At 72.1% G+C, this 19150-nt stretch carries 17 protein-coding genes; 7 read left to right on the forward strand and 10 right to left on the reverse strand.

Features of this window, described 5'->3' with window-relative positions; translation table 11 throughout:
- The first annotated feature begins 3 nt into the window (after window positions 1–3).
- From ACIA5D_RS32780 to ACIA5D_RS32790, 3 genes are all read left to right on the forward strand, one after another.
- A complete protein-coding gene (locus ACIA5D_RS32780; protein ID WP_396034235.1) occupies window positions 4–2271 on the forward strand; it encodes a heavy metal translocating P-type ATPase in 2268 nt (755 codons plus the stop codon).
- A 37-nt stretch (window positions 2272–2308) separates the two neighbouring features.
- Window positions 2309–2734, forward strand: a complete 426-nt coding sequence (locus tag ACIA5D_RS32785) for a DUF6153 family protein (protein WP_396034236.1) — start codon at window positions 2309–2311, stop codon at window positions 2732–2734.
- Between the two features lie 108 nt (window positions 2735–2842).
- Complete coding sequence (locus ACIA5D_RS32790) at window positions 2843–3487, forward strand: DUF305 domain-containing protein (RefSeq protein ID WP_396034408.1); 645 nt, start codon at window positions 2843–2845, stop codon at window positions 3485–3487.
- 66 nt (window positions 3488–3553) lie between these two features.
- Here the strand turns inward: ACIA5D_RS32790 and ACIA5D_RS32795 are convergent, their stop codons facing one another.
- Both ACIA5D_RS32795 and ACIA5D_RS32800 read right to left on the reverse strand, forming a co-directional pair.
- Window positions 3554–4102 (reverse strand): DUF4396 domain-containing protein, encoded by a 549-nt coding sequence (locus ACIA5D_RS32795; protein WP_396034237.1) that lies wholly within the window; start codon window positions 4100–4102, stop codon window positions 3554–3556.
- A gap of 134 nt (window positions 4103–4236) precedes the next feature.
- A complete protein-coding gene (locus ACIA5D_RS32800; RefSeq protein ID WP_396034238.1) occupies window positions 4237–4389 on the reverse strand; it encodes a hypothetical protein in 153 nt (50 codons plus the stop codon).
- 357 nt (window positions 4390–4746) lie between these two features.
- On the opposite strand from ACIA5D_RS32800, the gene ACIA5D_RS32805 reads away from it, so the two are divergent.
- Window positions 4747–6090: an SGNH/GDSL hydrolase family protein gene (locus tag ACIA5D_RS32805; RefSeq protein WP_396034239.1), complete on the forward strand. Its 1344-nt coding sequence runs from the start codon at window positions 4747–4749 to the stop codon at window positions 6088–6090.
- 132 nt (window positions 6091–6222) lie between these two features.
- Here ACIA5D_RS32805 and ACIA5D_RS32810 read toward each other — a convergent pair whose 3' ends face one another.
- Window positions 6223–6621 (reverse strand): nuclear transport factor 2 family protein, encoded by a 399-nt coding sequence (locus ACIA5D_RS32810; RefSeq protein WP_396034240.1) that lies wholly within the window; start codon window positions 6619–6621, stop codon window positions 6223–6225.
- Between the two features lie 57 nt (window positions 6622–6678).
- On the opposite strand from ACIA5D_RS32810, the gene ACIA5D_RS32815 reads away from it, so the two are divergent.
- Window positions 6679–7230 carry a TetR/AcrR family transcriptional regulator gene (locus ACIA5D_RS32815; protein ID WP_396034241.1) on the forward strand — a complete coding sequence of 184 codons (552 nt, stop codon included), beginning with the start codon at window positions 6679–6681 and terminating at the stop codon, window positions 7228–7230.
- Between the two features lie 133 nt (window positions 7231–7363).
- Here ACIA5D_RS32815 and ACIA5D_RS32820 read toward each other — a convergent pair whose 3' ends face one another.
- Together ACIA5D_RS32820 and ACIA5D_RS32825 are read right to left on the reverse strand one after the other, a co-directional pair.
- Window positions 7364–8299 carry a M17 family metallopeptidase gene (locus tag ACIA5D_RS32820; RefSeq protein WP_396034409.1) on the reverse strand — a complete coding sequence of 312 codons (936 nt, stop codon included), beginning with the start codon at window positions 8297–8299 and terminating at the stop codon, window positions 7364–7366.
- Complete coding sequence (locus ACIA5D_RS32825; protein ID WP_396034242.1) at window positions 8296–8757, reverse strand: hypothetical protein; 462 nt, start codon at window positions 8755–8757, stop codon at window positions 8296–8298. The genes ACIA5D_RS32820 and ACIA5D_RS32825 overlap by 4 nt, the downstream gene beginning before the upstream one ends.
- A gap of 172 nt (window positions 8758–8929) precedes the next feature.
- On the opposite strand from ACIA5D_RS32825, the gene ACIA5D_RS32830 reads away from it, so the two are divergent.
- Together ACIA5D_RS32830 and ACIA5D_RS32835 are read left to right on the forward strand one after the other, a co-directional pair.
- Complete coding sequence (locus tag ACIA5D_RS32830) at window positions 8930–10975, forward strand: hydantoinase/oxoprolinase family protein (protein ID WP_396034243.1); 2046 nt, start codon at window positions 8930–8932, stop codon at window positions 10973–10975.
- Window positions 10972–12648 carry a hydantoinase B/oxoprolinase family protein gene (locus ACIA5D_RS32835; RefSeq protein ID WP_396034244.1) on the forward strand — a complete coding sequence of 559 codons (1677 nt, stop codon included), beginning with the start codon at window positions 10972–10974 and terminating at the stop codon, window positions 12646–12648. The genes ACIA5D_RS32830 and ACIA5D_RS32835 overlap by 4 nt, the downstream gene beginning before the upstream one ends.
- Here the strand turns inward: ACIA5D_RS32835 and ACIA5D_RS32840 are convergent.
- From ACIA5D_RS32840 to ACIA5D_RS32860, 5 genes are read right to left on the reverse strand one after another with little or no spacing between them, the layout of a single operon-like run.
- Entirely contained in the window at window positions 12630–14165 is a 1536-nt protein-coding gene (locus tag ACIA5D_RS32840) for a PucR family transcriptional regulator (RefSeq protein ID WP_396034245.1), read from the reverse strand. The two genes, ACIA5D_RS32835 and ACIA5D_RS32840, sit on opposite strands and share 19 nt — an antisense overlap.
- Complete coding sequence (locus tag ACIA5D_RS32845) at window positions 14162–15271, reverse strand: DUF917 domain-containing protein (RefSeq protein ID WP_396034246.1); 1110 nt, start codon at window positions 15269–15271, stop codon at window positions 14162–14164. The genes ACIA5D_RS32840 and ACIA5D_RS32845 overlap by 4 nt, the downstream gene beginning before the upstream one ends.
- Window positions 15268–16566, reverse strand: a complete 1299-nt coding sequence (locus tag ACIA5D_RS32850; RefSeq protein WP_396034248.1) for a hydantoinase/oxoprolinase N-terminal domain-containing protein — start codon at window positions 16564–16566, stop codon at window positions 15268–15270. Before ACIA5D_RS32850 ends, ACIA5D_RS32845 begins: the two co-directional genes overlap by 4 nt.
- Before the next feature lie 18 nt (window positions 16567–16584).
- On the reverse strand, window positions 16585–17586 hold the full coding sequence (locus ACIA5D_RS32855; RefSeq protein ID WP_396034249.1) for an ABC transporter permease: 1002 nt from the start codon (window positions 17584–17586) through the stop codon (window positions 16585–16587).
- A complete protein-coding gene (locus tag ACIA5D_RS32860; protein WP_396034250.1) occupies window positions 17583–19103 on the reverse strand; it encodes a sugar ABC transporter ATP-binding protein in 1521 nt (506 codons plus the stop codon). Before ACIA5D_RS32860 ends, ACIA5D_RS32855 begins: the two co-directional genes overlap by 4 nt.
- Between the last annotated feature and the right edge of the window lie 47 nt (window positions 19104–19150).

The following is a 19150-nucleotide window of genomic DNA, read 5'->3' on the forward strand; positions in this document are numbered from 1 at the left end:
GTCATGGCACCCGTCGCCCGATCGTTGCCGACGGCTCCCAACCAGATCGAGCTGTCGATCGGCGGTATGACCTGCGCCTTCTGCGCCGCACGGATCGAGAAGAAACTCAACCGCATGCCGGGCGTCACCGCCACCGTCAACTACGCCACGGAGAGGGCCACCGTCACGTACCACAGCGACGTGACCGCGCAGGATCTGATCGCCACGGTCGAGAACACGGGCTACACCGCGGCTGTGCCCGTGCCGCCGACGCAGGACCATCCGGCGCAGCAGGTCGACGAGTTGGGTGAGCTGCGCGCCCGGCTGTGGACCTCGCTGGTGCTCAGCGTTCCGGTCGTGTTGCTGGCGATGGTGCCGGCCTGGCAGTTCACCTACTGGCAGTGGCTGTCGCTGACTCTGGCCGCGCCGGTCGTCGTTTACGGCGGGCTGCCGTTCCACAAGGCGGCGTGGACGAACCTGCGGCACGCCGCTGCGACCATGGACACGCTCATCTCCATGGGCACCCTCGCGGCCTTCGGCTGGTCGCTGTGGGCATTGTTCTTCGGCTCCGCCGGCATGCCCGGCATGACGCACCCGTTCAGTCTCGACATCGGCCGCACCGACGGCGCCGGCGCCATCTACCTCGAGGCGGCCGCGGGCGTCACCACATTCATCCTCGCCGGCCGCTACTTCGAAGCCCGGTCCAAGCGCCGGGCCGGCGCGGCGCTGCGTGCCTTGCTGGAGCTGGGCGCCAAGGACGTCGCCGTGGTACGCGACGGCATCGAACGACGCATTCCCGTGAGCGGGCTCGCCGTTGGTGACCGGTTCGTCGTGCGTCCCGGCGAGAAGATCGCCACCGACGGGGTCATCGAGGACGGTACGTCCGCGGTCGACACCAGCATGCTCACCGGCGAATCCGTGCCGTTCGAGGTCGGCGTCGGCGACGAGGTCGCCGGGGCCACGGTCAACGCCGGCGGCCGGCTGATCGTGCGGGCGACTCGCATCGGCGCGGACACTCAGCTGGCGCAGATGGGCAAGCTGGTGGAGCAGGCGCAGACCGGCAAGGCGGCCGTGCAGCGGCTCGCCGACCGGATCTCCGCAGTATTCGTCCCCATCGTGATCGCCCTGGCCGTCGCCACCCTGGGCTGGTGGGTGGGCACCGGATCCGGCTGGACCGCGGCTTTCACCGCCGCCGTGGCCGTCCTGATCATCGCTTGCCCGTGCGCCCTCGGGCTGGCCACCCCGACCGCGTTGCTCGTCGGCACCGGCCGCGGCGCTCAACTGGGCATTCTCATCAAGGGCCCGCAGGTCCTGGAATCCACCCGCCGGGTCGACACGGTGGTGCTCGACAAGACCGGCACGGTCACCACCGGCCGCATGACCCTGGTCGACACCGTGCCCGCCGACGGGCAGGATCCCGCCGAGTTGTTGCGCCTTGGCGGTGCGGTCGAGGCAGCATCCGAGCACCCGATCGCCCAGGCTGTCGCCAGCGCCGCCGAGGCGGCCGGGACGCTGCCGGCGGTCGACGGGTTCGCCAACGTCGAAGGACTCGGCGTGCGCGGCTCGGTGGACGGCCGCGAGATCGTCGTCGGCCGCCTGCAGCTGCTGCAACGCGAGAACTTCACCCTGCCCGCCGCCATCCAGCAGGCACACGAGAACGCGCACGCGGCAGGCCGTACCGCCGTCGCCGTGGGCTGGGACGGTCACGTCCGCGGGCTGTTCGCGGTCGCGGACGTCGTCAAACCGACCAGCCGGCACGCAATCACCGAGCTACGCCGGCTCGGTCTGACCCCGATCCTGCTCACCGGCGACAACACGACGGTGGCCCAGGCAGTCGCCGTGCAGGTCGGCATCGATGAGGTGATCGCCGAGGTGCTGCCCGCCGACAAACTCGACGTCGTCAAACAGCTCCAGGACGACGGCAAGGTAGTCGCCATGGTGGGCGACGGCGTCAACGACGCCGCTGCGCTCGCCCAGGCCGATCTCGGGTTGGCGATGGGCACCGGCACCGACGTCGCCATCGAGGCCTCCGACCTCACCCTCGTCCGCGGAGACCTGACCGCAGCGGTCGACGCCATCCGACTGTCCCGCCGCACGCTACGGATCATCAAGACCAACCTGTTCTGGGCGTTCGCGTACAACGTCGCCGCACTGCCACTGGCGGCCGTTGGCCTGCTCAACCCGATGATCGCCGGCGCCGCGATGGCGTTCTCCTCGGTGTTCGTCGTCGCCAACAGCCTGCGGCTGCGCCGCTTCACCAGCACCGCCATCCCGCGAGAAGGCCGCCCATAGCGCGGCGGCAGCCGGGCCGGTCGGTACCGTGGTCGCCATGACAGGCGAGCCGGCAGCGGTCGCCGGGCGGGCAGCCCGGTGGCTGCTGCTGGCCTGCACGCTGTTCGGCCTGGCGGCTATGCACACGCTCGGGCACTCCGGGATGCACATGGACGACCACGCCGGTCACCAGCCGACCGGGCCGGTCATGGCGGCCGCCGCAGCGATGAACATCTCGAGCGATGCCGTCGCGATCACCGTGACTGCCGGCTGCCCCGGCTGCGGCGGGATGGCCGAGTGGAATGTGTGCCTGGCCGTGCTCACCGGCCTGGCGGTGCTGGTACTGCTAGCCGCGCTGCTGCTGGCGCGCCGCCGGCCCGGCGGCGCGCCCGCCCGCTCGGCGAGGACAAGGCCGCGGGTACCGCGCGGCCCGCCGCGTCCAGCTGGTTTAGCCGTTACCGCGATATCGGTGCTGCGCATATAGAACCCCGTGCTGCGCACGGCCTGCCTCAACGGCAGGCCGTGCCGCCGAAGTTCGTCGCGCACATTCAACCGATACCGAAAGGCTTTTGTTGTGTTGACACGTCCTGGTGTGCTGCGCCGTGCCCTGCTGGCCGGCGCTGCGGTGATCGCCGCGCTGGTCCTCTCGGCCTGTGGCGGCAACGACTCATCCTCCTCGTCGGGCTCCGGCATGGGTCACGGCTCGGGCATGGCCACAAGTACGCCCGCCGCGTCTGCCAGCGCGGGCGCGGTGTTCAACGACGCCGACGTGATGTTCGCCCAAATGATGATCGCGCACCATCGGCAGGCCATCGAGATGGCGTCGCTGGCCGACACCCGCGCGGCCAGCAGTGCGGTCAAGGCCCTCGCCGCGAAGATCAAGCAGGCGCAGCAGCCCGAGATCGACACCATGAACGAGTGGCTGACCGCCTGGGGCAAGCCGGCCCCGATGCCGAGCATGAGCGGCGGCGGCATGGACATGGGCGACATGGGTCACGGCCCGATGCCCGGCGCCATGTCCGACGCGGACATGAACAAGTTGGCCGCCGCGAAGGGCGCCGCGTTCGACAAGCAGTTCCTGACCATGATGATCAGCCATCACGAGGGCGCGATCACCATGGCGAAGCTGGAGACCGCCCAGGGCAGCAACCCGGACGCCAAGGCCCTGGCGGAGAAGATCATCACTGATCAGCAGGCCGAGATCACCGAGATGCAAGGCCTGCTGAAGAAGGTGTAAACCGCAGGCGGCGGCCGCGACCCGAGCGCTGGTTTGCGGCCGCCGCGCCCGCCTGCTTCCGCGCCCTCAGTGGGCGTGGTGGTACTGATGTACCACGGCGTGGCCCATGCCCCGGCTGATCATCCACCGGTTGACCGGCGTGGTCAGCAGGAACGCCACGACGAGCGAACCCGCGAGGGACGCCCAGAACAACACACTGCTCAGGCCTGCGTTCATCGCCCCAGGCACGGCCAAAACGAACGCGTTGTCCAGCAGTTCCATCAGCGCAATGGAGACGGTGTCCGCTGCCAGGGCGACTTTCAGGGCAGTACGGAAGCCGACGCCGGCGCGAAGCACCCCGCGCATCGTGAGGCCGTAGCCGAATACGAAGGCCAGCACAATCGAGAGCCCGACCGTGGCGGCATTGTGCAGCCCGACGGCGGTGCCGATGACCATGCCAAGAACCTCGCCGATAGCGCAGCCGGTCAGGCAGTGCAACGTCGCCGACGCGGCGGTCGCCCAGCTCGCTGCGGCGCCGGCTGGCGCAACCGCGTCGTGGTGGTGCTCGTCGTGACCGGCATCGTCACCGGCCGCCGGTGTGGTCGCCGGCGCCGAGCGGTGTACGTCGTGGTCCATGCCTGCGACTCCTTTTCTTGTTCGCGGTGGCAGCTGGTTAGCCAAGCGTGGCGAGAAGCTGCTGGCAGGCCTGCTCACAGGTCCGGCACGCCCGCGCGCAGATGCGGCAGTGCTCGTGCATGTCGGCGTGCCGCTCACACTCGTCGCCGCAGATCCTGCACGCCGCCGCGCACGCGGTAAGGACGGCCCGGGTGAGGTCCGCGTTCGGCCAGCGCCTTCTTGTCGACGCCTCCCAGATCGGCCGGATAGGTCTCGAGCGTGGTTGCGGCGGTGTCTCTGTTCGTCATGATCTCTCCTACGATGGTCTACCTCCTACCGTCGCCCGCATACCCGAACAGCCGTCCAGCCAACACGATCAGTGCGCTGGCTCCCCGATGAGCCCGGCCGACCCGGCCGCAAGCCCGGCAAGAATGCAGCCCCACGCGTACCCGGTTGATCCGCAGCGAGGGCCACATGCCGCTGGGCAGGGGGTAGCCGACGAGCTGGACCTCACCTTTTCACGGGGCGCGAAGACCAGTCGCCGACGTTGAGTCGTGACCGGCTCACATGGTAACGATGGCCATCAATAGATAGCTCGACATTCACAAGGGAGTGACATGCGAGTTACACGTCCGAGCAAAGCTGTCCTCGCTGCCCTCGTGTGGGTGGCTCTCACGCCGGTCGCCGCTGTGGCGGCGGACACCAACGGCTCGGCGACCGGCTGGGCCGGCGCGTGGACCGGGTCGGCACAAGGCGTCTACCCGGTCGGATACTCGGTCGCCCAGCCCGGACCGACCGGCCCGGCCGGCCCGGGGAACACGGCGCCCCTTTTGACCGCCGCGTTCCCGGACAACCAGGCGCGGAACCAGACGCTGCGCATGATCGTGCACCCGAGCGTGGCGGGCGCGAGCTGGCGGGTCCGGCTGACCAACGAGTTCGGCACCAGGCCGGTGACCTTCGGGCGGTCGTACGTGGGCCTGCAGTCCAGCGGGGCCAACGTCGCGCCCGGCAGCAATCGCGCGCTCACCTTCGGCGGCCGACGGTCAGTCACCGTCCCGGCGGGCCGGACGACACTGAGCGACCCGGTGTCCGTCAAGGTCACCGACGCGTGGTCGCAGCGCCTCGCGGTGAGCCTGCACGTCGCCGGCGAGAGCGGACCGATGACCTGGCACGCGGCGGCCTTCACCACCTCGTACCTGTCGGATCCGAACGCCGGCGACCACACCGCAGACCCCACCGACACGGCTTTCCCGCACTCCACCACCTCGTGGTTCTTCGTTTCCGAGGTCCAGGCCCAGCGCCAGGACGCCACCACGGTCGTCGCGTTCGGCGACTCCATCACCGACGGCTTCTTCTCGACGATGAACGGCAACGACCGGTGGCCCGACGTCCTCCAACGCCGGCTGGACGAGCGCCGTTCGGCGCATCGCCCCATCTCCGTCATCACCGAGGCGATCGGCGGCAACATGGTCACCCGGATCGGGCGAACTCCGGGTGGCTGCACACCGTGCGACGGGCCGCCCGCGCTCGACCGGTTGGACCGCGACGTCCTCGACCGGCCTGGCGTCCGGGTCGTCATCCTCCTCGAGGGCATCAACGACCTGGGCGGCGGCAACGCCAGCGCGGACCAGGTGATAGCCGGTTACCGGGAGATCATCCGGCGGGTGCATGCCCAGGGCATCAAAATCATCGGCGCGACGTTGACGCCGTCTGGCGGCACCGAGTTCGGCCTGTACGGCACCCCGGAGACGGACGCGAAGCGCCGAGCGATCAACGACTTCATCCGTACCAGTGGGATGTTCGACGGGGTTGCCGACTTCTCCGCGGTGACCGAGGACCCGGCAAACCCGGGACACCTCCGCCCGGCGTACGACACCAACAGCACCGTCGGCGGCGCGGGTGACCACCTGCACCCGAACCGCGCCGGCTTCCTGGCGATGGGCGCCGCCATCGACGTGGCGCAGGTGGAGCGCTTCGTGCGACAGCCAGCCGTCAAGCGAGCCGCCTGACCGGAAACCGCCCCGGGGGCCGCCGTCACCACGCGGCGGCCCCGCGGTTCAAGCGGCGAGGTAACACGGTGGGACGGCTGACGCCGCGCACTTGCCGGCGGCACAAGCGGTCAGCTGATCAGGCGGGCATAGTCATGGTTGCAGGGGGGCGCGGCGTGGCCGGACGACTCGGTGGGTGATCCTCCAGCCGTTGTCGCCGAGCCTGAGGGTGTCCTCGTAGGTTCCGCTCGCGACGGACCCGTCCGTCATGACGCCGAGGTACTTGGACAGGGCCCGGACCGTTCCGTCCGGCGCTTCGTCGAGGACGATGTTCGTGACGTGGTGGGCCAATGGGTTCGCCTCGCCAAGTTCGAGTGCGGCATCGCGCGCGCCGGCCAGGCCGGCGAGCACGCCACCGCCGAGCGCGCTGACGTCATAGGTGACGTCCTCGGTGAACAGGTTGGGCATGTTGGCGAATTCGCCGCGGTCGGTCAGGTGCCCGTGCAGGTTGATGACGTCTTCGATGGCAAACCGGTCCTCGGTGCTCAGCATTGCATACCTTCACTTAAGTGGGGCCGTCCCCGTTTCTTTGCCGTACCATATTCGGGGATGTCCCCGGATAGCAAGCGCCGGCCTCGATCCGACGCACAACGCAACAGAGAACGCCTGATCATTGCCGCTCGGGAACTCGTGGCAGAGGTCGGCAACGAGGTCGCCCTCGACGACGTCGCCCGGCGCGCGGGCGTCGGCAACGCGACGCTGTACCGGCATTTCCCGACCCGCGCCGAGCTGCTCGCCGCCCTGTACACCGACGAGGTGACGGCGCTGTGCGACTACGGCGACCGGCTCCTCGCCGCCTCCGCACCGATCGAAGCGCTCTTCACCTGGCTCGACGCGTTCGTCGTCCACGTGGCGTCCAAACGCCCGCTCGCCTTGGCGGCCACCGATGTCCCGGACGGACGCCGCACACCGATGTTCGAGGAATGGCACGCCGCTATCACCACCACCGCCAGCGCCCTCGTACGACATGCTCAACCGGCGCTCCGGCAGGACATCACGGCCACCGACGTGCTGGCCCTCGCCAGCGGTACGGCACTCACCACCGACGCCCAGAACGCACGCCGCCTGGTCGCGGTGCTCCGTACCGGTCTGACCGCTTAGCACAACGACGACGGCGACCACAGGTGCGTGGCACACCGGCCGGCGCCACGCTTGATGCGACGGATCCGCATCCGCACGTCGGCAGGTAGAGACCAGATTGGCGCTCCGTCGGCGGGGCTTCCGGCGAGTTCTGCTACCTGTCCTGGGTTGCCCCTCGCCGCATGAGCAGCTCGAGTAACGTGCGCGCGCCGAAGCCGGTGGCGCCGTCGACTGAGGCGTCGCCTGCCCAAGCCGGGCCGGTCATGTCGCAATGCACCCAGGGCACCCCTCGTGGCACGAATTCGCCGAGGAACAGCGCTGCCGTGATCGCCCGGCCTGAGTCGTGCAGCGGGTGGTTGCGGACGCCGCTGGTGGTGCGTACCTGGTCGAGATAGCGCTCGTCGTACGGCAGCCGCCACATCGGTTCACCTGCCCGTGCCGCAGCCGCCAGGAACTCGGTGGCGGCGGGCTCGTCCCGGCCGAAGACCGCAGCGATCTGCGGGCCCAGCGCGATCTCCGCCTGGTAGGTCAGCGTGGCGAGATCGACCAGCAGGCGTGGCGTGGACGCGGCGGCCAGCGCCAGCGCGTCGGCCAGCATCACACGGCCCTCGAAATCAGTGTCGATGATCTGAATCTCCGTGCCGTTCCAGGCGGTGACCACGTCGCCGGGGCGGGTCGCGCCCGGGCCGGGCAGGTTCTCGGCGAACGGCAGCACGGCCCGGACCGGCACGGGGCAACCGCCGCGGGACAAGCCGGCCATGACCGCCAGGACAGTGGCGGCTCCGCCGACGTCCATGCGCATCGCCTGCATGGCGGCCGGCGACTTGAGCGACAGTCCTCCGCTGTCGAACGTGACGCCCTTGCCGACCAGGGCGACCTCGGGGCTCCCCGCGTCCGGCAGGTAGTCGAGCTGTACCAGGTAAGGCCCGTCGGCCGAGCCGCCACCGACCGCAGCGAGCGCGCCGAAGCCTCGGGCGGCGACCTCGTCCGGTCCGAGCACGGTGCTGGTCAGACCGGCCCGGCTCGCGATCGTCTCGGCCCAGTGAGCTGCTGCCTGCGGGGTGACGACGTTGGCCGGCGCGCTGATCAGCCGGCGGCGAGCCGGGCGACATCAGCGGCGAGCCGTCCCTGCTCCGCGTCCGCGAGATCCGGCTCGGGCAGACGCAAGGTGACTGATTCTGCGCCGGGGTAGCCGGTGACCAGGCCGTCGATCAGCGGTGCAAGCAGATCCGGGCGACCGGGCGGTGCCTCCACACCGATGTCGCCACCGCGCAGCAGCGCGCCCGCGGCCAGGCCGGCGCGCCGGGCGTGCTCGATCGCGGCAGCGCCGAGCCCGACCAGCAATGTGTCGCCGTCCACGGCGGTCTCCCCCACCGCCGCACCGAAAGGCAGCCAGCCGTCGATCGGCGGCGTGTCCGTGACGAAGCGGATGCGCCGGGCCGCGCTGCCGTTGGCGAGGACGACGGGTCCGGCGCCGGTTACCACGGCGTCGATGGCCGCGTCGATCTCGGCCGCCCGGTCCCGGGCCGGGGTCCTTACGACAGGCATCGTTTCTCCTTCGTCTGTGGCCGGGGACAGACGCAGTCTCAACCGGCGGCCGACAGCCGGATCGTGCGCGCGGCACGCACGGCGATCTCACGGCTATGCCCGGCGCACAGTGCGGACGGCATGCCCACACCTAGCTTGCGAGGACCGAGACGACCGACCGCGAGGAGATCAGATGGGGCGGTATCGAGTCGCGATGGACATCGGTGGCACCTTCACCGACGTCGTGACGTACGACCAGCAAAGCGAGACGTTTGCCGCCACCAAGGCGTCGACCACGCCGGGAAACCTGAGCGAGGGTGTGCTCTCCGGCCTGGATGCCGTGGTGGACGAGCCGTCCGGCATCGATTTCCTGGTGCACGGGACGACGCAGGGCCTCAACGCGTTCCTGGAGCGGCGCGGCGTGCCGGTGCTGCTCCTGGGCACCGCGGGAGTGGAGGACACGTACCACATCGCCCGGGGACCGCGAACCCGGCTCTACGACCTGCACTACCGCAAGCCGACACCGCTGGTGCCGCGGCGGGACGTGCTGGGCATCGGCGGGCGTATCGCCGCGGACGGCACCGAGCTGACGCCGCTCGACGAGGACGCAGTGCGCGAGGCGGCCCGCCGGGCACGGGCGGGTGGTCACGGGGCGATCGCGGTGGCGTTCCTGTTCAGCTACCGGAACCCGGCGCACGAGCTGCGGGCCCGCGAGATCCTGCAGGAGGAGCTGGGCGAGGACGTCACCGTCTCGATCTCGCACGAGGCGGCCAAGGAGTGGCGGGAGTACGAGCGCACCTCCTCGGCGGTCGTCGAGGCGTACACCGGCCCGATCGTACGGCGTTACCTGCTCGACCTCGAGAACCGGCTGGCCGGCCGAGGGCTGCGGGTGCCGCTGCACGTCATGCAATCCTCCGGCGGCATCCTGACCGCTGAGTCGGCGCGCCGCCGTCCGCTGCAGACGCTGCTGTCCGGCCCGGTCGGCGGCGCCATCGCGGGCGCCGAGCTGTCCCGGCAGACCGGCCGGCCGAACCTCATCGGCATCGACATGGGCGGGACCTCGTTCGATGTCTCGCTGATCGTCGACGGCGAGCCGGACGTGTCCGCCGAGGCCCAGCTCGAGGGCCTGCCGATGCTGATGAGCGTGGTCAACATCCACACGGTCGGCGCCGGCGGCGGCTCGGTGGCCTGGGCGGAGGCCGGCGGCCTGCGGGTGGGTCCGCGCTCGGCGGGGGCACGGCCCGGGCCTGCGTGCTACGGGCGGGGCGGCGCCGAGCCGACCGTCACCGACGCGAACCTGGTGCTCGGCCGGATCGACCCGGAGGGTTTCGCCGGCGGGCAGATGACGCTCGACACCGGGCTCGCCACGACCGCGGTCGACGGGCTGGCCGAGATGTTCGGCATGACGACCACGGCGATGGCCGAGGGCATCTGCGACGTGGCGAACTCGAAGATGGCGCAGGCGATCCGCACCATCACGGTGTCCCGCGGCATCGAGCCGCGCGACTCGGCACTGGTCGCGTTCGGCGGGGCCGGCCCGATGCACGCCGTGTTCCTGGCCCGCGAGCTGGGCATCGCCGAGACGGTGGTGCCGCGCTTCCCCGGCGCGTTCTCGGCGTGGGGCATGTTGCAGACCCAGATCCGGCAGGACTGGACCGAGCCGTACTTCTTCCTGGACCAGGATCTCGACGTTGCCGACATGGCCGCCCAGCTGGCCCGGATGGAACGCGACGGCCTGGCGGCGCTGGAGCACGAGGGCGTGTCCGGCAACCGGCGCAGCGCGAGCCACGCCGTCGACATCCGGTATGCGGCGCAGGAGTACACCCTCACCGTGCCGTTGACCGGCGCCGACGAGCCGAACGATGCGGGTTTCCTCGCCAACGTCGCGCAGCGCTTCGCCGAGCTGCACAGGAACCGGTACGGTCACGCCAACCTCGGCGCCCCGATCGAGTTCGTCACGCTGCGCACGGCCGCGTTCGGCGACCTCGGCCGACCCGAGCCGCAGAAGTGGCCGGCCGCGACAAAAGCCGATTTCCCGTACGAGACCCGCACTGTGGTCTTCGACGGCGCCGGCCGGGACACCATCGTGGCCCGCCGCGACGACCTCTTCGTCGGGCACACGTTCGACGGGCCCGCGGTGGTGATCGAGGACACCGCCACCACCGTCGTCCCGCCGGGCTACGCGGTGAGCGTCGACGACATCGGCTCCCTGGTCATCCGTCGGAAGGACAACCTGTGACCACCTCCACCGCCATCGACCCGGTCACCGTCGAGATCATCCGGAACGCGCTGAACTCGGCCGCCGACGACATGAACGCCACGCTCATCCGGTCGGCGTACACCCCGATCATCTACGAGTGCGGCGACTGCGTGGTCGCCCTGCTCGACGCCGACCATCAGGTGCTCGGCCAATCTGCGGGTCTGCCGATCTTCCTGGGCAATCTGGAGACCTGCACGCTCGCCACCGAGCAGCGGTTCGGCCGCGAGGTGTGGCAGCCGGGCGACGTGTGGATCCTCAACGACAGCTACCTCGGCGGCACGCACCTCAACGACGTCACCATCTTCGGCCCGGTGTTCGTCGACGAGACCCTGGTCGGCTTCACCGCGAGCCGCGCGCACTGGATCGACGTGGGCTCCAAGGATCCCGGCGGCTCGATGGACTCGATCTCGATCTTCCAGGAGGGCTTACGGCTCGGGCCGCAGAAGCTGATCTCCGGCGGCGTGGAGGAGCGCGCGGTCATCGACACGATCGCCACGAACGTGCGTTTCCCCTACCCGACCACCGGCGACATGCACGCGATGATGGCGTGCATCCAGATGGGCGAGCGGCGGTTGCAGGAGATCGTCCGCCGGTTCGGCCTCGGGACGCTCGAGCAGGCCCGCGACGAGATCTTCCGCCAGACCGAGCTGCTGGAACGTGCGGTCATCGCGAAGATCCCGGACGGGGTCTACTCCGCCGAGGGGGTGCTCGACAACGACGGCATCGACCTGGACACCCCGATCCCGATCCGGCTGCGGATCACGGTGGCCGGCGAGGACATCGACTTCGACGTGACCGAGTCGGCCGACCAGACCGTCGGCCCGGTCAACTGCGGCGTGTCCCAGGCGGTCTCCGCCCTGCGGGTCGGCTACAAGCTGCTGGTGAGCCCGGATCTGCCGGGCAACGGCGGCTCGTTCCGGTCGATGACCACGCAGGTACGCGAGGGCTCGGTGCTCGGCGCCCGCTCCCCCGCCGCGTGTCAGTGGTACTTCTCGCATCTCGGCCTGCTGATCGACATGGTGGCCCGGGCGCTGGCGCCGGCGCTGTCCGATCGGGTCGCGGGCGCGAGCCACGGCGACTCCATGATCATTCTGAGTGCGGGCGCCGACCCGCGGGTCGGCCGGGAGTTCGTCAGCCTGGAGGCCACGGTCGGCGGCTGGGGCGCCTGGAACGGCGCGGACGGCGAGAGCGCGCTGATCAACAACGTGAACGGCTCGCTCAAGGACATCCCGATCGAAGTGCACGAGACCCGCTACCCCTGGCGGATCACGCAGTACCGGATCCGGCCCGACTCGGGCGGCTCGGGCCGGTGGCGCGGCGGGAACGGCGTCGTCCGCGAGTACGAGGCGCAGACCGATATGTCGGTGTCGCTGTGGTTCGAGCGCTCCCGGCAGCCGGCCTGGGGCCTGTTCGGTGGCGAGGACGCGGTCGGGCCGGAGGTGGTGATCAACCCGGGCCGCCCGGACGAGCGGCGCATTCTCAAGATCAACGGGATGGCCGTGCGGAAGGGTGACGTGGTGCGCTGCGCGACCGGCGGCGGGGGCGGCTACGGGGATCCGACCGAGCGTTCCGCCGACGACGTCCGGGCCGACGTGCTCGACCACAACATCACCGCGGAGGCGGCGCGTGCCCGCTACGGCATCGGTGACTGAGCGGTTCCGTTCTCGTTCCACAGCGCGGTGAGCGCGTAGCAGAGCACGTGCAGGGCCAGCCGCTGGCCCGGCTCGTCGTAGGTCAGGCCGAGTTGCCGGGCCCGCGCGAGCCGGGCCAGCACCGTGTTGCGGTGCACGCCGAGCTGCCGCGACGCCTGGCTCAGTGACCCGCCGGCGTCGAGCACCGCGAGGACGGTCTGTACCAGCACGGCCCGGTCCTTGGCGGTCATCAGCTCGGTCAGCGTCAGATCGGCGACCTGGGCGATCTCGGTGGCCGGCAGCCAGGCCAGGGCGGCGGCCGGGCCGACCTGGTCGAACCACTGCACGACGCCGGGCCCGGCCTCCCGGGCCACGTGCGCGGCGAGCCGGGCCTCGGCCGCCGAGCGCATCAGCCCGGCCACGCCCTGGTGCGCCCGGCCGACGCCGATCACCAGCCGGTGCGCGGCCGCCGAGTCCCGGAACGCGCCCAGCGCCCGGCGCAGCGCCACGGCGTCCTCCGGGTCCGCGCCGCTGTGCCAGGAGACCCAGCCGTCGCCCTCGGCGATCAGCGGCCAGGTGGCGTGCCCGCGCTGCCAGGACGCGCGGATCAGATAGGTGACGTCGTCGGACGGCTCACCGGCCGGGTGGACCGGCGCCAGCCAGACCGCGCGGTTGAACTGCCCGACCTGCCAGCCGAGCTCGCCGGTCCAGCTGGGCACCTCGAGCACGGCCGGATCGGTGAGCGCCGCCCGCGGCTCGCCGGCCAGCCGCCGCAGCAGACCGAAGGCGGCCTGCTCGTGCGCCGCCCGGGCGGCCGCGTCCAGCCGGCCGCGTGCCCATGCCGCCTGCAGGGCGGGGCGGGCGAGCCGCAGCACGGAGCTCACCTGGTCGAGCCCGGCCGGGCCGGGCACCGGCACCGCGGCGACCAGCCGCCCGGCCGACCGTTCGGCCGCCGTGTGCACGTCGACCTCGATCCGCTCGGTCTGCGGCCGGTCCTGCAGCGCGGCGGCCTGCCCGGCGATCACCACGTCGCCGACCGTCAGGGCCACCGGCACGCCCGGCAGCTCCCGGTTGAGAACGCCGAGCACGCCGCGGATGCCGGTCTGCTCGGCGAGCAGCTCGGCCAGGCGGGCCTGGCGCTGCGCCCGGGCGGCGGCCGGGGCGCTGACCTGCCCGGCCAGCTGCAGCGCGACCTCGACCGGGTCGTCGTCGATGACGATCAGCGACATGGCGAGCCGCTCGGCGAGGGCCGCGCTGGACGAGCCGGCCACCGCCCGGGACACCACCACGGCGGAGACGTTGCGTTCCCAGGCCAGGTGCAGGGCGGCGGCCAGCGACCAGCCGCCGGTGGCCGCCTCGTCGTGCAGCACGACCAGGACGTGCGGCGTGCAGTGCCGCAGCCGGTCGAACGTCTCGGCCAGCACGACCTGCTGGACGCCGCGCGCCGGATCGGCCAGGTGCAGCTCTGCCTCGGCCAGCGGGGCGATGCGGGCCAGCTCGCCGAGCGTGATCGGCAGCGTGGAGGAGCGCGTCCTCATCGGCGTCTCGGGTGGGCGAGCGGGATGCCGTGCGAGGCCAGCCCGACCATCTCCATGCCCTCCGGCGAGTACCAGACCGCGTCGGCCGGTGTCACCAGCACGTCGACCAGGTCGCCCGGCTCGAGGCTGTCCAGGGTCGCGAGCACGCCGCGGGACACGTCCAGCAGGCACATCAGGTCGGGTGCGCCGGCGATCAGCGCGCCGTCGGCGAAGACCGCGACGATCTCGCTGCGCAGCTCGATGCGAAGCTGCCGGGCCAGGCCGCCGATCTCCTCGGCCACGAGGCTGGACGGGTGGGCCGGGATGGTGACGTCGCTCGGCCGGCTCAGATGCTCGAGCTCGATGATCCGCCCGCGGGCCAGCCGCCGGCAGCCGGTGATCGCGCCGAGCCGGGTCACGAGGACATCCGGGTCGGGGCGGTCGAGCAGCAGCCGGCCGACGTTCGCGATCCGGGAGACGGTGCCGGGCAGGGCGGCGCGGCGCAGGGTGCCGGCATCCGTCGGGTACGCCGCGAGGGCCGCCCACCCGCCGACGGTGTCGACGTTGCCGCGCAGTAGCCGGTCGGCGCGCGGCCCGGACGGCACCTCCACCAGCACGCTCTCGCCGGTGGGCCCGACCGCCACCAGCGGCGTCGGTGACACCCCGGCCAGGTGCATGGCGGTGTGGTGGATCAGTGCGAAGGTGCGGCCCATCCCGTCCGCGTCCAGCAGCGGCACGCGCAGCTGGGCGGCGGTCACCACCGCGACCAGCGCGCTGACCGTCGCCGCGGCCAGCGGATAGATCGCGCCGAACCGTACCCGCTGGAGGCGCTCGATCTGCCGTACCGCCGCGACGAATTCGTCGCCGGCCGGCGGCAGGTCGGCCATCGCCGAGCCGGAACCCAGCACGCAGACCGACACGCACGGCGTCTCCGGCGCGACCGACTCGACCCGCAGCAGCGGCACCGGGCCGTTGCGTTCCAGCAGGCCGGCCAGCCATGAGCTCACCGACGACCGGCCGGCGTCGCCGACCGCGGGCGAGTAGAACTTGGCGCCCTCGTAGAGCGCGGGCACGTCGTCGGCCGTGATCGAGGTGGTGGCGCCGACGTAGCCGGGCGGGGCGGTCATCCGCCGGCCAGCCGTACGTCGGGCGCTCCGGACACCCGCACCCGCACCCGGATGGTCCCGGACGGGCTGTACGGCACCGCGACCGTGGAGATCTCGGCGATGTGCGTGGTGCCCGGCGCCGCGCCGTTGGCCATCACCATCGCGGTGGCCCGCTCCTCGGCGTCGCGGCGCACCCGGTCGAGCTCGGCCGCCGACTCGATGAACGCCACCTCGTCGAGCCAGGAGGCGGGCCGGCTGATCGCCGCGCCGACGCAGGCGAGCAGACTCCGGTCCTGGCCGGGGCGGATCGCCGGCACGTCGGCGGCCCGCGGCGGCAGCCCGCCCGGGCGCTCCTCCGGCTCCGGCGTCAGCACGGCGGTCGGCACCACCAGCTCGGTGCCGAGGCCCACCGGCTCGGCCGGGCGCACGACAGCCAGGCGATGGCGCACCTCGCCGGCCACGCGCCGCCGCTCGCGCGGGAGCAGCACCCGGCAGTCCGCCAGGCCGGCCAGATGCGCGGCGCCGCACAGCTCCAGCGCGTCGGTGGCGCCGAACGCCACGACCGGGGTGACCCGGATCCGGGACGGGGTGCTGTAGCCGCCGTCGCCACGAGCGACCCGCAGCACCACGTCGCCGGGCAGCCGGGCCAGCGTGCGCTCGCAGCGGTCCAGCACCCGCTCGGTCAGCGGGGTCAGGGCGCAGTCGAGCACCACCGTCGCCTCCCGGGCGACCAGGCCCTGGCCTCCGTAGTCGCTGGCCACGGAGATGCGCGCGCCCGGCACCGCGGCGAGGATCGCGTCGGCCACCTCGTGCTCGTGCGCGGGCCGGGCCTGCGAGCCGGCCGCCACGATCGCGAAGTGCCGGAGGCCGGCGCCGGGCAGTTCGGCGCAGAGCGACGCCAGCGCGGCCCGGTCGAGCGGGCACAGTTCGTTGCCGAGCAGGTCGTGCCCGCCCGCGACGGTGAAGCGGCGGGCGATGGTGCGCTCCACGACCTCGGCCGGGGACCGGGCGAGCTCCGGATCGGTGGCGGCGCGCGGCACGATCCGCACCACCGCCACCGGCGGGAGGTCGCCGTCGGGGCGCAGCAGGGTGTCGAGCAGCAGCGGGGCGATGTCGACGGTGACGGCGTCGGCGCCGCCGGGCGCGGCCCGCATGGCGACGGCGACCGCCGCCGCGATCACGCCGTCCGCGTCGGCGCGGGCCGGCGCCACCGGCTCGACCGGGACGACCGCGTCGCCGTGCACCACCGCCGCGTACGCCCGGCCCGGCCGCAGAGTCACTCCGATGTGCGCGACATCCTCGGCTTGAGCAGGCATTTGATCAGCCTAGCGCCGTCATCGGGAGCGGCGTCGCAGCCAGCGGTCCATGGTGACGGCGAACAGGATGAGGCAGCCCTGCAGCACCTGCTGATAGATCGTGTCCCAGCCGAGCAGGTTGAAGCCGTTGCCGATCAGGGTCAGCAGCAGTGCGCCGACGATCCCGCGCCACACCGCGCCCTCGCCGCCGAGAATGCTCGTCCCGCCCACGACCGCCGCGGCGATCGCGGTCAGCTCCATGCCGGTCGCCATCGTCGACTGCGCCGACCCGGCCCGGGAGGCCAGGATCAGGCCGGCCAGCGCCGAGCAGATGCCGCTGATGACGAACGCCGAGACGTGGATCGAGCCGACCCGGATTCCGGAGAGCCGGGCCGCCTCGGCGTTGCCGCCGACCGCGTACAGGCGGCGGCCGAACGTCGTGCGGGCCACCAGGACGCCGATCACCGCCACCACCACGGCGAAGACGATGGTCGCCGAGGTCAGCCCGAACAGCGACGGCCAGGTCAGCATCCCGAAGTCCTCGGCCAGTCCGGGCGGCGGGTAGATGATCGCGGCGCCGGTCACCATGACCGCCAGGCCCCGGTAGACCAGGCTGGTGGCGAGCGTGCCGACGAACGAGTTGACGCCGCTTCGGGTCACCACCATGCCGGTCACGAAGCCGAGCGCGGCGCCGGCCGCGACGGCGCCCGCGAAACCGACGTACACGTTGGTGACCTGGACGATCTTCACTCCGACGATCGCCGAGAGGGCGAGCGTGGCGCTCGCGGTCAGGTCGAAGACGCCGCTGACGATGCAGACCGTGGCGCCGACCGCGAGCAGGCCGAGCACCGCCGTCTGATCCAGCAGGTTGACCAGATTTCCGCTGGTCAGGAACGTGTCGGTGCTGACCGACAGCGCGATGACGATGACCGCGAACGCGGCCACGATGCCGTAGTCGCGCAGCCGGAAGGCGAGGCGCGACACGTTGGCCGAGGCCGGCGCGGACGCCGCGGCCGCCTGCGGGGTTACGTCGACACTCAACTGCTTGCTCCTTTGTCGTCGTCGCCGAAGGCGGCGGCGATCACGACCTCCGGGGTGGTGCCGCGCGGGTACTCGCCGACCGGCTCGCCGTGCCGCAGCACGAGCACCCGGTGGGAGAGCGCGAGCAGCTCCTCGATCTCCGAGGACACGCACACCACGGCCAGGCCGTCGGCGGCCAGACCGGTGATGAGGTGGTGGATCTGGGTCTTGGCGGCGACGTCCACGCCGCGGGTGGGCTCGTCGATGAGCAGCACCCGGGGCGAGCGCAGCAGCCACTTGGCGAACAGCGCCTTCTGCTGGTTGCCGCCGGAGAGGGTCTCGATGGCGGCGGCCGGGTTCGCCGCCCGGATGTCCACCGAGGTGGCGATCCGGCCGACCGCGGCACGCTCGCCCGGCCGGTTCACGAACGGTCCGACCCGCCGGCCGGGCAGCGACGACAACGCCACGTTCTCGGCGACCGAGCGGACCATCACCAGGCCCTGCTCCTTGCGGGACTCGGGGACCATCGCCACCCCGGCCGCCATGGCCTGCCGCGGCGTGTGCCGGCGCAGCGTGACGCCGCCGACCTCGACCACACCCTCGGCGGCCCGGTCCGCGCCGAACAGCAGCCGCAGGGTCTCGGTACGCCCGCTGCCCACCAGCCCGGCGATGCCGAGGATCTCCCCGGCGCGTACCTCCAGGTCGACGCCGCGCACCAGCCCGCGGCGCAGCCCCCGGGCGCGGAGCACGACCGGCGCCTCGGCCGGCACCGGGCTGGGGTCGGGATAGAGCACGTCGATCTCCCGGCCGACCATGTGGCCGACCAGCTCGCGCGGCGAGGTCCCGGCGGCCGGCCCGGTGCGCACCAGCGCGCCGTCGCGCAGGACGGTGATCCGGTCGGCCACGGCGAGCACTTCGTCGAGGAAGTGCGAGACCAGGATGACCGTGGTGCCGCCGGCGGCCAGCCGGCGGATGAGCCCGAGCAGGTTCTCCTTCTCGTGCTCGCCGAGCACCGCGGTCGGCTCGTCCATGGCCAGCACGCGGGCGCCGCGGGCCAGCGAACGCAGGATCTCCACCTGTTGCTGGACGCCGATCGGGAGCCGGTCGACCCGCTCGTCCGGGTCGACCGCGAAGCCGGTCAGCTCCTTGAGGTCGTCCAGTCGCCGGCGGTCGGCCCGGGCCCGGATCAGGCTGCCGCGGTGCGACCAGCGGGCCAGGAAGACGTTGTCGAGCACGGAGAGCGCCGGCACGAGGGCGCCCTCCTGCGAGATCAGGCTGACGCCGTGTGCGATGGCGTCGCGGGGCCGGCCGATGCTGACCTGCTCGCCGTCGAAGCTGATGGCGCCCTGGTCGGCCCGGATCGCGCCGCCGAGGATCTTCAGCAGGGTGCTCTTGCCGGCGCCGTTCTCCCCGACCAGGCCGTGCACCTCGCCCGGCGCGATGTCCAGGTCGATGTCGCGGAGGACGGGCACGCCGCTGTAGCTCTTGCCGATGCCGCGCACCGAGATGGCCGGCGCCTGGCTGACGTACGTGCTCATGAAGGCTCCTCACGGGCGGCTCCGGGGTAGCGACCCCCGGAGCCGTC

It is taken from the genome of Actinoplanes sp. NPDC051513 (assembly GCF_044454685.1).
Lineage (GTDB): Bacteria > Actinomycetota > Actinomycetes > Mycobacteriales > Micromonosporaceae > Actinoplanes.